Annotated in this window: 11 protein-coding genes; 5 read left to right on the top strand and 6 right to left on the bottom strand. The window is 49.1% G+C overall.

What is annotated here, in order from left to right:
- The first annotated feature begins 205 nt into the window (after positions 1–205).
- Positions 206–745 (top strand): universal stress protein, encoded by a 540-nt coding sequence (locus AC5JLB_RS30375; RefSeq protein WP_495877549.1) that lies wholly within the window; start codon positions 206–208, stop codon positions 743–745.
- Positions 746–851: 106 nt separating this feature from the next.
- On the opposite strand, the gene fabG is transcribed toward AC5JLB_RS30375, so the two are convergent.
- Positions 852–1,616, bottom strand: coding sequence for a 3-oxoacyl-[acyl-carrier-protein] reductase (fabG, locus tag AC5JLB_RS30370; RefSeq protein WP_495877548.1), 765 nt, complete (start codon positions 1,614–1,616; stop codon positions 852–854).
- A 553-nt stretch (positions 1,617–2,169) separates the two neighbouring features.
- Here fabG and AC5JLB_RS30365 point away from each other — a divergent pair.
- On the top strand, positions 2,170–3,960 hold the full coding sequence (locus tag AC5JLB_RS30365; RefSeq protein ID WP_495877547.1) for a hypothetical protein: 1,791 nt from the start codon (positions 2,170–2,172) through the stop codon (positions 3,958–3,960).
- 103 nt (positions 3,961–4,063) lie between these two features.
- Here the strand turns inward: AC5JLB_RS30365 and AC5JLB_RS30360 are convergent, their stop codons facing one another.
- From AC5JLB_RS30360 to AC5JLB_RS30345, 4 genes are all read right to left on the bottom strand, one after another.
- Positions 4,064–4,882, bottom strand: coding sequence for a TPM domain-containing protein (locus tag AC5JLB_RS30360; RefSeq protein WP_495877546.1), 819 nt, complete (start codon positions 4,880–4,882; stop codon positions 4,064–4,066).
- A gap of 298 nt (positions 4,883–5,180) precedes the next feature.
- Entirely contained in the window at positions 5,181–5,957 is a 777-nt protein-coding gene (locus AC5JLB_RS30355; protein WP_495877545.1) for a hypothetical protein, read from the bottom strand.
- Complete coding sequence (locus AC5JLB_RS30350; RefSeq protein ID WP_495877544.1) at positions 5,905–6,252, bottom strand: YtxH domain-containing protein; 348 nt, start codon at positions 6,250–6,252, stop codon at positions 5,905–5,907. Before AC5JLB_RS30350 ends, AC5JLB_RS30355 begins: the two co-directional genes overlap by 53 nt.
- A 91-nt stretch (positions 6,253–6,343) precedes the next feature.
- A complete protein-coding gene (locus AC5JLB_RS30345; protein ID WP_495877543.1) occupies positions 6,344–6,685 on the bottom strand; it encodes a hypothetical protein in 342 nt (113 codons plus the stop codon).
- 354 nt (positions 6,686–7,039) lie between these two features.
- Between AC5JLB_RS30345 and AC5JLB_RS30340 the strand changes: the two genes are divergently transcribed.
- From AC5JLB_RS30340 to AC5JLB_RS30330, 3 genes are all read left to right on the top strand, one after another.
- Complete coding sequence (locus AC5JLB_RS30340; protein WP_495877542.1) at positions 7,040–9,226, top strand: S-layer homology domain-containing protein; 2,187 nt, start codon at positions 7,040–7,042, stop codon at positions 9,224–9,226.
- A 167-nt stretch (positions 9,227–9,393) separates the two neighbouring features.
- On the top strand, positions 9,394–9,732 hold the full coding sequence (gene psb28 / locus AC5JLB_RS30335) for a photosystem II reaction center protein Psb28 (RefSeq protein WP_495877541.1): 339 nt from the start codon (positions 9,394–9,396) through the stop codon (positions 9,730–9,732).
- Positions 9,733–9,736: 4 nt separating this feature from the next.
- Positions 9,737–10,243: a MogA/MoaB family molybdenum cofactor biosynthesis protein gene (locus AC5JLB_RS30330; protein ID WP_495877540.1), complete on the top strand. Its 507-nt coding sequence runs from the start codon at positions 9,737–9,739 to the stop codon at positions 10,241–10,243.
- A gap of 55 nt (positions 10,244–10,298) precedes the next feature.
- Here the strand turns inward: AC5JLB_RS30330 and ctpB are convergent, their stop codons facing one another.
- Entirely contained in the window at positions 10,299–11,600 is a 1,302-nt protein-coding gene (gene ctpB / locus AC5JLB_RS30325; RefSeq protein ID WP_495877539.1) for a carboxyl-terminal processing protease CtpB, read from the bottom strand.
- Between the last annotated feature and the right edge of the window lie 238 nt (positions 11,601–11,838).

The raw sequence follows: 11,838 nt of genomic DNA, 5'->3' as shown, positions 1-11,838 counted from the left end.
GTACGAATTTGGATTACCCATTTAGCTATCGCTCCACACGTCTAGAACACGACCGGTATATGTAGGTGATTTGATGCAAGATGATGGGTCCAATAGCGATCTAGTCGCTTGAACTTCTAAAGACTGGTGTAGAGTCAAATCAAGAGTTCAACTGTTGGCACTAGACAGGATCAGCAAATCAAGGCGCGACGCAGGGAAAGGGCAAATGCTAAATACCATTTTGATTGCTTTGGATATTCATGCGGATGCTGCGGTTTCTCCGGAGTCGCGCTCTGCCCTAACCGCTTCAGAGTCTCGTCCTACATCACTCCATCAGCGCTTGGCAGAGCCGACTACGACGAACGCTCTTTCAGATCAACTGCTTGAAACATTGCAACACCTCCAGCTTCAGCCCAGTACGAAGGTTGTCTTATCGCATATTGTGCCAGCAATTGAAAGCGAAGTAGAGATCAGTGCCGATCGCCCTCAAGCGGACTTAGAAAATTTTCCTTACGCTCAAATAGAGAAACAGCTACAGGCCTATCAACAACAACTGCCCTATGAAAGCGATATCGAGATAGTTACGGGTGATCCGATCGAGGAAATTTTGCGATTAGCAAATATCTACAGGGTGGATCTAATTATCATTGGTAGCCGGGGATTAACAGGAATGCAGAGAATTGTGCTTGGCTCAGTGAGTAGCCAGATTGTGGCAGATGCGCCTTGTTCGGTGTGGGTGGTGAAAGGGATGAGGGATGAGGGATGAGGGATGAAAGAGAGTTTCAGCTTTAACTTTAAAGAGAACCTTGAAACCTCTAAAATCGGCTGTTTCATCCCTCCTTGCGATGCGGGTCAAAGACCTGCCTTTGCATCTACGCCATCACCATACCGCCATCTACATTTAGCACTTGTCCTGTGATGTAACCCGCTGCTGGAGCCGCTGCTAAAAATTGAATCATTCCGGCCACCTCTTCAGGCTGACCGTAGCGATTGAGCGGAATCAGGTTTAGAATGCCTTCCGCCTTTAAGTCGGCAGTCATGTCGGTCGAAATGAATCCTGGAGCGACCGCATTTACGGTAATGCCGCGACTCGCAAGTTCTCTTGCCACCGTTTTAGTAAATCCAATCACTCCTGCTTTCGCAGCACTGTAATTTGCCTGTCCAGCATTACCCATTTGGCCAGCAACTGATGTGATGTTAACGATGCGACCCGAGCGCTGCTTCAGCATAATTTTGCTGACGGCTTTCGTACATAAAAACACGCCCGTTAAGTTCAGATCGATCACGGCTTGCCATTCTTCGGGCTTCATGCGGAGCAACAGGGTATCGCGAGTGATGCCTGCGTTATTGACTAAAACATCAATTCTTCCCCACTTCTCCATCGTGGTATTGATTAAAGCATCGACTTGATCGGCTTTCGAGACATCAGCGGCGATCGCGATCGCTTGCCCGCCCATCGCCGTAATTTCTTCTACAACGCTCTCTGCCGCACCGCTCGAACTTGCGTAATTCACAACTACCTGTGCGCCTTCTGCTGCAAGAGCTAGAGCCGTTGCACGTCCGATACCTCGTGATGCTCCGGTAACGATCGCGACTTTTCCTTGCAACTGTTGGAGTGCTGCTGGCAATGCTTCCATAGAGAGTGTCCCGATAAGTATGCGAATCTCATGATACTAGGGACAGGGGAGACAGAAAACTAGAAGACGATAACGAACAGAATTCGCAGTATCATAATCCCTCAGAAGCGTTAGTCGTGTTGTAGACCTGTGGTTGAACGATCGCATCGTTCTTGTAAAGATGGAATTAAGTGCATTTCCATACAACATCACATTAAAGCTGAGCAGTAGTTCCGTAACCCTAGGAAACGCTTTAGGCGCTCTTATAACCTCTCTTCTTCTATCCCAAGACAGATTTAAATTTTTTTGAAAAGATGATTAAGTCGAGAAATCAAGTTGGATTTTTTTGGGATGCAGAGTAGGATCGCATCTATTGCACGGTTGTATCAAAACCAGGGCAATAAACTGCCGTTACTGATAAATTATGACCAGAAATCGCGGTGTTCCAAATCGGATTCCAAAATCGTCAGACCGACGCTCATTAAGGCAAGGGAATTCGCGACGGAACGTGCGTTCTGAGTCAGAATCGACTCAGCCGCTATTAGACTCAAAGGCTTCTGGTCACGCCATTCAAATGAAACTAACTCACTGGGGCAACCAATTTGGAACTGCGTCTGATACGGCTCGGAAGTGGCTAACCAGCGATTGGAGAATTCCGGTCACGATTAGTTTAGCCGTTACAGGAGGATTAACAGCACTCTCGATCGGATTTTTGCTAAAGTTGCCTGCTGTCCCTAACTGTCCCTCTATTTTTTGGCCCCTTGCCTCTGGCTCGTTGCGCCTGCATTGCGCTCAGCTTGCCGCCGGAAAACGGACAGCAAACGATCTATTAGAAGCGATCAGTCTGCTCCACACGTTGTCGCCGGATCATCCGCTATATGACGAAGCGACGCGCATGATCGGGCTGTGGTCAAAAGACATTCTCGATCTGGGTGAAGAAGCATTTAATGCTGGAAAACTAGACGAGGCCATTAATACCGCGAAGAAGGTTCCTCAGCAGTCTATTGTACGGGCTGAAGTAGAGGGAAGAATTAAGCGATGGCAAGGCATTTGGGCAAAAGCTGAAACCATTTATCGGGGTGCAGAAGACGCACTCCGCGCAGAGAACTGGCGTCAGGCATCGACGAATGCATCTCGGCTGTTGTCGATTGACAACGTATTCTGGCAGACTACCAAGTATCAGGAATTAGCTGAGAAAATTTCTATTACTCGCGACGATATTGCAAAACTGGCAAAGGCGAAAGATTTACTCGATCAAGGAGGCTTGAAGAGCCTTCAGGAAGCAATTAAGCTGGCGTCTGAAGTGCAGGACAAAAGCTATGTCTATCAAGCGGCTCAAGAGGTGCTGGCAAAAACAGGGCACAAGCTGTTTGAGTTAGCCGAAGCAACGATTAAGCAACGAGATTTGAATGGCGCATTAGACATCGTGAAGCAGATTCCGGCAGCCGCCAAGTTACAAAAGGAAGCTGAGGATTTTGAAAAGCTTGCGATCGCTCAATCTAGAACATGGAGCGGTAATGCAGCTGACTTTGATTCTGCGATCGCAACGGCTCAAGGCATTGCCGCAGGTCGTCCGCTTCATGCGCAAGCGCAACTGTTGATTGAGCGCTGGCAGCTAGAAAAAGGCGATTTGGCACAACTTGACCGGGCTAGAGAGTTAGCTCAGTCAGGTCGCCCGGAAGATTTGCAGGCTGCGATCGCAAATGCCGCTCAGATCCCTAGCTCAAATCCTCGCTCTGCTGAAGCCCAAAAACTCGTCAATCAACTGACTACGGATGTACAGACCAAACAAGACCGCCCAATTATAGAGCGAGCCGAACAACTGGCAGGTGCAGGAGATTTGGCATCGCTTGAGAACGCGATCTCCCAAATCGATCGCATCGGTTCTGGACGGGCGCTCTTTGCCGAAGCTCAGGATCGACGGCAGCAATGGCGGCGGCAGATCCGGAAAATTGAAGAGCAAGAGCGGGCGCTAGCCGCCCCTCCTCCGAGTGAGGCTCCAATCGCGTCTGCTTCGGGCGTAAATGGATTGTCGCAAGATCCCCAATCGATTCAAAGTCAAGAAATACAGGCGGATCAACAAACATTAGAAACCGCTCGTAAGGCAGCGAATGGAGGCACGATCGATGACTACGCTAACGCCATCCGGTTAGCTGACAGTGTGCCTGCGACAAGCTCGATCCGGGGTCAAGCTCAGGCGTTTATGAATCAACTGAGTCAGCAAATGTATGTAGCTGCCCGCAGTCAAGCAGATTTCGATATGTTAGGCGCGATCGCGTCAGCAGAAAAAGTTCCGCCGGGAACCGATTCCTATGCTCAAGCTCAACAGCTTGTCCGATCGCTAAAACGGAGTTTAGGCCAGTAATTGCTTCAAAAAAAGCAATTGCTCCAAAACATTAGAGGCGCGATCGCTTGGGAAGTGATCGCGCCTCTGACATTACAACATTATTTTTAAGCGCCCATTAACCTCAAACATCAGGGGTTGGAGCGCGGTTAATCGTCGGCGCTAGAAAGGCAACCAGTGCCCCGATCGCAAATCCTGAAATATTACGAACTAACGGCAGCCATTCAGACGTTCGGGTGACAACCGGGCCAATGCCAAATGCGAGAAATAAAATTCCCCACAACGGCGAAAAGATCAGCGCCCACTGCCAAGCAAAGACTTGACCTTCTTTACGAGGCATTCCTGCAAATCCGAAAATCACACCGCCTAGTGTTGAAGTGATTAGGGTTAAAACCCACTGCTCTCTTGGCAATCCTGGAACAACGTTACATCCGCCTTGCCGCAAACAGCCTTGTACCGATTCGAGAGCTTGAATAATAGACTGGTCTTCGCCATGCTCCCGCACAAAGAACTGATTTCCAAATCGAGTTTGCAACTCAATCCAGAAGGTTCGAGACAGTAATGGATAGAGATCATCTCCAACGCTGAAGTTTAAAATGTTGCCGCCCCGCGAATCTGCAACCAGCATGACACTCTTGTCATCAAGTCCCCAGAATTCCTTAACTGCCCTTCCAGGAGTGCGATCGAACTGAGTCAGAACCCGCAACTTCCAACCTGTTTCTGCTTCAAACTCAGACAGGTTTTTAGAGAGGTTCTCTTCTTGAATCGAGGTTAGAGCATTGGCTAAATCAATAACGTTTGTGGGCTTGTCCGGTAACAAGTCCGGGTTGTTGAAAGCCTGAGCCGCAGGTGCGATCGACCAAACAGAAATAAGAACCAGAAAAGCCGCAAGTCCTTGGATCAAACGGCGTGCCCATAAGTTTTGCATTAGTTGTTGCTTCACGATGACCTTAGAAGAACCATCAATAAACAAAATAAAAGCCTGAACAGGATTACTAAAATGTGATGTCTTTTAGCTTACCATTCGTTACATTTGTTAACCATACTCTAATATTACAAATATTACAGGAATTAACAGATCGGGTACGAGAGGTGAAAGGTTGAAAAACAAGAAGGGCGTCCCACCAAGGACACCCTCTGTTAAAAGTAATTCTATAAACTCCTTTCCTCTCGTTCTCGCTCACCGGATGCTGAAGTTGCAGCTCAAGAATTTTAGAAGCAGTTAGAGTGCGCTGCTCGCTCTAATACTCATTCTCTCGCTGGGCAGGTTGGCGATCGGGAGAACGAACCGAGCCTTGATTTTCAGAAATCCCATAATTTCCATTATTCAAATTCTGCTCAACTTGAAGCAATTGCTCCTCTAGTGGCTCATCTACTAGCTCGTCTAAATCGTCGTAGTCCTCTAGTTCTAGGTAAGGCGGCTCAAAATCAGAATCATTTTGATAACGCTCTCGTTGAGAAGAACGTTGCGTTTCTCTAATTAACTCAGAACGACTTGAGGGTAAGCGGGGTGAGTTGCGATTGTCTTTGCCAAGCTCCGAAGGATCGCTAGAGAATTCGGCGCGGCGAGACTGGGAAGCACTTGTCCCTGGCGCTTGAGTAAAGGTACGCCACGCCGTTTTTACTCCTGCCAAAACACTCCGGCTAGTCACTTGAGCCTTCTGAACCTGCTGTTTTACCCCGGTAATACTCTGATCAACTTGCTTGACCACTTGCCCCGCACTCTGAACGCCCTGACTCATATCATCGGTCAACTCGCTCACCTCTAGACCCGTTAACCGCATTGCTTCTAATGTCGGCGGCAACTCTCGATTAAGTGTGTCAAATAGTTTCTCAGCGCTGCGAGCCGCCCTGCCGAGTTCTTGCAGCGCAGGCACAGCGACGATGAGGACAGCCGTAAGGCTAACTGCCACTAAAAGAATAGATAATCCTAGCCAAAAGATGGGATCAATCACCAGCATGTGCCTACCGCAAACGATCGCGCAGGGGAGGTTGAGAGTCAGATTTTCGCTCAGCATCGCGATTGAGCAACTGGTCTTCACGAGTGGCTTCGACGCCTGCTGAAATGGCTTCTCGCAAGCGTCCTAATGTTCCGTCCCAGTTTCGCATTGCTGTTTCAGACAAGCGATCGGCTTGAAGTTGAACGGTGGTAGATAAATCTTCCGCTAAGTCAGGAAGGGCATCTGCCGATTTTTTGAGCAGTTGCCGCGTCTCTTCCCCCGTTCGAGGGGTCGCCAGTATTCCAGCGATCGCGCCGATCGCGGCACCCACAATCATGCCTCCTAAAAACGCTCCAGACCGATTGTTTGACATATCCCGTTTCCTTCCTTAACTCAGCCAAATTGTGCTTCTGGGTGCAAACCTACTTCATGGAGCTTATCTTATTCTGCCAGATCCAAACGGCCTAGCTTCGATACCTCCGTCTTCCAGCAGATTTTCTAATACGGCGAGGCAGCAGCCCACGGGTTAATAGGGTTTGACTCAGGTTAAGCAGAGCCAGCGCTTGTTTCGCTTGACGAACCTTGGGCTGGAGTTGCTGGTAGGTTCGACGCAGTTCTTGAGTGCTAAGTTGCCCTCGTAAAATCGCTTCAGGTGCTTTATGCAGAACCCGGTGAGTATTGCGCTCTGCCACCGTTAGAGCATCAGCAGCTTGAGAGAATGCTTGACGTAGCCGCCAAACTCGCCAAGCCAGGTAGAAGCCCAACAGCGCGATCGTCAGGTTAATGACTACAACTACCATGACCATAAGGTGTCTCTCTAGGTAGGTTAAAGATCCATAGGTTAACGATTCATGATTTAGAAATCGCATGATTTAGAAATCATGGGTTTAGCTCATCGCCCATCGGTTCCTTCTCATAATAGCTGTGGCTTTAAGAGTCCGACCGTGGCTAGAGACAAATTTGATGAGACAAATTCAATTTTTACAGGTAAAAAGATATTGCCAAAGCGGTGCTATCTCAGTAGCGCTCAGTATCATGAGGAACTTGTGAATGCTGGGTTGTAAAGGATTTTCACTCCTTGTTTGCGGCTGAGACAGGTTCAGCAACCTTTGTGTAGAACATTTCTGTGTAGAACATCGTATATTCGGAACGTTTGAGTTATGGTACAGTCCCCGTCATCTGCCCTTTATGTCAATTCAGCCAGCGGTAATGATAGTGCCGCAGGAACTCAGGCTGCGCCCTTCAAAACGATTGCCCGTGCGCTTCAACAAGCTAGATCTGGCAGTATTCAGCTTGCGCCCGGAACCTACGATGTATCGAGTGGCGAAGTGTTTCCGTTGGTAATTCCGAGCGGTGTCACGGTAGTTGGCAATGAATCAGCTAAGGGGAACGGCATTCTAGTTAAGGGCGGCGGAATCTATGCCAGCCCAACTTTCGCCGGACAAAATGTGACGTTTCGGATGGAAACGAATGCCCAGTTGCGTGGGGTTACGGTGACGAATCCCAACACGCGTGGAACTGGGGCTTGGATGGAATCGACGGCTCCCACGATCGCAGGCTGCACCTTCACTGAATGCAAGCGAGAAGGTGTGTTTGCAACAGGCAGCGCTAATCCGATCGTGGTGGATTGCGTATTTATTAGAAACGACGCTAACGGAGTGTCGATCGTCCGCAACACGAAGGGAGAATTTCGGCGCAACGTCTGTCAGAACACCGGATATGGATTTGCGATCGGTGATAATGCCGCTCCACTGCTGATCGACAATCGCATTTCTGAGAACCGCAATGGTATTGTCCTCTCTCGATCTGCCCGTCCAGTTTTACGCAACAACATCATCGAAAAAAGTACTGAGAGTGGCTTAGTGGCGGTAGAAAGTTCAGTGCCAAACTTAGGCAGTCCTCAAGATCCGGGCGGGAATATTTTGAGAGATAACGGCGAGTTTGACCTTCAGAACGCAACAAATCCACCGATTACGATCGCTTCTGTCGGTAATCAACTCAACCCTGCCAAAATTTCTGGCCCTGTAGATCTATTGGTTAGTCAAGTTCCGACCCCTACTCCTACACCGATCCCAACGCCCACTCCCAGTCCGACCCCTACTCCTAGTCCCTCTCCAACTCCGATTCCCGTCCCGACTCCAACCCCTATTCCTACACCGACCCCGACGCCTACTCCGTCTGGTGGATTAGCGGATGTTCGCGGACACTGGGCAGAAAGCTTTGTTCAAGGATTGATCAGCCGAGGATCAATTAGCGGTTTCCCGGACGGCACGTTTAAGCCTGAGTCTCCTCTAACCCGTGCAGAATTTGCCGCGATCGTGTTCAAATCTTTTGATTTGCCGTTCAAACAGGAAGCTCCTAATTTCTCTGATGTCCCGCAAAACTACTGGGCGTATGAAGCGATCAGGCGAGCGAGCCGGATGGGCTTCATCACTGGGTTTCCGGATGGATCGTTTCGTCCAGGATTGAATATCACGCGGGTTCAAGCCTTGGTTGCTCTGGTGAATGGATTGGGGTTAAGTGGTGGAACTCCGTCAAGTTTGGGACTATATCGCGATCGCGAGCAAATTCCGAGCTATGCCGTAGATAAAGTGGCAACCGCAACGCAGCGCCGTTTAGTGGTGAATTATCCGAATGTGGCTCAGCTAAAGCCGTTGCAAGATATTACTCGCGCTGAAGTGACGACATTTATCTATCAAGCTTTGGTAGCAAGCAATAAAGCAACTGCGATCGCATCCAATTACATTGTCAATCCTGATACATCAACAACAGCATTCGTTGACATCAGCAGTCATTGGGCAAAGGATTTTATTCTTGGTCTCTCCAGTCAAAACTTTATTCAAGGTTTTGCAGACGGAACGTTTAAGCCTGACACACCCATGACTCGCGCTCAATATGCCACACTTCTTGCCAAAGCCTTTAACCCAACCCCAAAACGGCAGGCATCTACCTTCTCGGATGTTCCAGGGAATTTTTGGGCGAAAGGAGCCATTGAACAAGCTTACCGAGCAGGGTTCATCTCTGGTTTTCCTGACGGAACATTCAAGCCCAATCAGAATGTAACTCGCCTGCAATTGGTGCTGTCGTTAGTGAGTGGGTTCGGGTTGACACCCGCCAGTTCAAACGTGCTGGCGGTTTTTGACGATCGCACTGCCATTCCATCCGCGTTTCAAGATCGCGTGGCGGCGGCAGCTCAAGCCGACATCATTGTGAACTACCCCAATCAACGCCAGTTTAATCCTAATCGAGAAGCCAGCCGCGCGGATGTGTCGGCAATGGTTTATCAAACTCTGGTGCGAGACGGACGGGTGGCTGCGCTCGATTCGCCTTATGTCGTAACGGTCTAAAGCGGCGGTGGCTCAATGTTAAGAAGCTAGACAAATATAAATCGCCTGGAAGTCTATAATGTGCGGCTCTCCAGGCGATTTAGCCAATGCTAATTTCCATTATGACGTTTTGTAAAGTTCCCTGAGATGGGAGAATAGACTTTACAACGTATTGCGATCGCACCACTATGGCTAAAATCCAATTTTCTCAAGGCATTGACGAAGAAGTAATTCCTGATGTGCGTCTGACCCGTGCCAAAGACGGCAGCAACGGAACGGCAACATTCTATTTTGATAGACCTAAAGCCTTGGAACTGACAAGCACCGACAGCATCACAGGCATGTACATGATCGACGAAGAAGGCGAAATCGTCACTCGTGAAGTCAATGCCAAATTTGTCAACGGACAGCCGACTGCGCTTGAAGTGCTTTATCTTATGAGATCGGTCGAAGAGTGGGATCGATTTATGAGATTTATGGAACGCTACGCCGAGCAAAACGAGCTAGGCTTCTCCAAATCTAGCTAAAGGAATGGCACATCCTCATCCTGATGCGCCCGATCGCTCGATCTGCTGCGCCGTGATTACGGTGAGCGACACTCGAACGCCTGACACCGATCGCAGTGGTCAACTCATTCAGCAGGTTTTAACGGAAGCAGGTCATGCGATCGCTCATTATGCGCTGGTCAAAGACGAGCCGGAGCAAATCTGCGCTCAACTCGTTGCCTTGAGCGCGGACTCAACGTTAGAAGCCCTAATTTTCAACGGTGGAACTGGGATTGCGCCAAGAGATACGACCTTTGACGCGATCGCAGGTCTGCTCGAAAAAACGCTGCCTGGATTTGGCGAGCTTTTTCGAATGCTGAGCTACGAAGAAATTGCCTCACGGGCGATCGCTTCACGCGCGATCGCAGGCATTTACGGAGGCAAACTCGTTTTTTCTGTGCCCGGTTCATCCAATGCTGTGAGACTGGCAATGGAAAAATTAATTCTTCCAGAACTGGTTCACCTGGTCACACAGCTAAACGACGAACACTAAAAATCCCCTTCCTCTAGACCTAGAAGAAGGGGATTAAAGCTTCTCTCAACCTGACTTATTTGATGTTTAAGCTTTGTTGAGCAGTCTGCTTCATCCCTGGCTTCGCTAATGCCGTGCGCTGAATAACAGAAATAGCACGGGCATACTGCGGGTCTTGCGGTGTGCCAATTAGCTTAGGATTCGACGCTAAGAATTTTTGTTGCGCCTCAGATAATTCAATCTTGACATCGGGCGTCACCCCTTTGTGACTAATGTCGGTTCCTAGAGGCGTGTAGTAGTGAGCGATCGTTACCGCTAAGCCAGAACCATCCGACAAGGAGTGAACAGACTGCACCAGCGCTTTTCCAAAGGTTTGGCTACCAATGATGGTTGCACGTTTATTGTCTTTGAGCGCTCCGGTCACAATTTCACTAGAGCTTGCCGATTGACCATTGACCAAGACGGCTAACGGCAGCTTAGTCAATGCCGTATTGCGAGCCGTAAACTCTTCGCTACCGCCCAGACGATTCACGGTTTTAACGATCGCGCCTCGATCCATCCACATGCGGCTAATTTCGATGCTCGATTGCAGCAAACCACCCGGATTTCCGCGCAGATCTAGCACAAACCCATCGACTTTCTGAGTCGATAGATCCTGAATCGCCCGACGCATTTGAGTAGAGGCATGACTGCTAAATTCGTTCAATCGAATGTAACCAATTCGATTTTTGCCTTCTTGCTTGAGGCTATAGCGGACGGCTTGCAATTCGATTCTTGCTCTCGTAATGGGCAGATCGAATGCACTGGCATTCCGTCCAATCTTCAGCGTCACCTTAGTTCCAACTTCCCCACGAATCAGGTTTGACGCATCTTCAACGGTCATTCCTTTTGTGACTTTGCCGTTGATCGCCAAGATGCGATCGCCCGATTTAATGCCTCCCTTAAACGCCGGGGAGTTCTCGATCGGCTCGACAACGGTTAATTCCTTTGTCTTTTCGTTCAGTTCTAGCCGAATTCCAACCCCAGACAATTCCCCAGAAGTCTGACTGCTTAACGATTCAAACTGCTTTGGATCCATGAAGCGCGTGTAGGGGTCGTCCAGCTTTTTCAGAGCGTCTCGCAGCGCATCGTAGGCCTGCTGGCGAGACGTGTAATTTTTGCTGAGTAGCTCCTGACGAATCGTTGACCAGTTGTTTTTGTTAAACGTTCCGTCTACGTACTCGCGATTGACGATCTGCCATGCCTCATCAAGTATTGCCTTGGGGCTATCTTGCAGTGCGGCGCGGACCGAACGACCAGGACCAAACAGAGTTGTGGTAGCTGTAGCGGCGATTACACCACTGCAGAGGGCTACTTGGAGAAGCGAGGGTCGATTCATTGAGGGTGGTGCTGATTTTAAGGTGGACAGCTACATACGGATGAATTCAAGATGTTCTAGCAAATTTAGTTAGTCTTGCAAAAGGTTTGGAAGATCTAACTGCTTTGGTTAGAACTATGACTATCAGTATGACCGAAAATATTAAGGGTGCGGAGCAAAAAAGACCGCAATTCGACGGAGAAGAATATGAACAGAGTACACAGGTGGCGTGGAGGAATTGTGACAGTTTCAGGACAGT

It is taken from the genome of Myxacorys chilensis (assembly GCF_059505265.1).
Note: the sequence above shows the minus strand (reverse complement) of the source record. Positions and strands in the feature narration are given on the sequence as shown.

Bases quoted from the DNA above. Each gene is read 5' to 3' on its own strand.
- AC5JLB_RS30375 (WP_495877549.1), top strand. From the start codon at position 206: ATGCTAAATACCATTTTGATTGCTTTGGATATTCATGCGGATGCTGCG.
- fabG (WP_495877548.1), bottom strand. From the start codon at position 1,616: ATGGAAGCATTGCCAGCAGCACTCCAACAGTTGCAAGGAAAAGTCGCG.
- AC5JLB_RS30365 (WP_495877547.1), top strand. From the start codon at position 2,170: ATGAAACTAACTCACTGGGGCAACCAATTTGGAACTGCGTCTGATACG.
- AC5JLB_RS30355 (WP_495877545.1), bottom strand. From the start codon at position 5,957: ATGCTGAGCGAAAATCTGACTCTCAACCTCCCCTGCGCGATCGTTTGC.
- AC5JLB_RS30350 (WP_495877544.1), bottom strand. From the start codon at position 6,252: ATGTCAAACAATCGGTCTGGAGCGTTTTTAGGAGGCATGATTGTGGGT.
- AC5JLB_RS30345 (WP_495877543.1), bottom strand. From the start codon at position 6,685: ATGGTCATGGTAGTTGTAGTCATTAACCTGACGATCGCGCTGTTGGGC.
- AC5JLB_RS30340 (WP_495877542.1), top strand. From the start codon at position 7,040: ATGGTACAGTCCCCGTCATCTGCCCTTTATGTCAATTCAGCCAGCGGT.
- psb28 (WP_495877541.1), top strand. From the start codon at position 9,394: ATGGCTAAAATCCAATTTTCTCAAGGCATTGACGAAGAAGTAATTCCT.
- AC5JLB_RS30330 (WP_495877540.1), top strand. From the start codon at position 9,737: ATGGCACATCCTCATCCTGATGCGCCCGATCGCTCGATCTGCTGCGCC.
- ctpB (WP_495877539.1), bottom strand. From the start codon at position 11,600: ATGAATCGACCCTCGCTTCTCCAAGTAGCCCTCTGCAGTGGTGTAATC.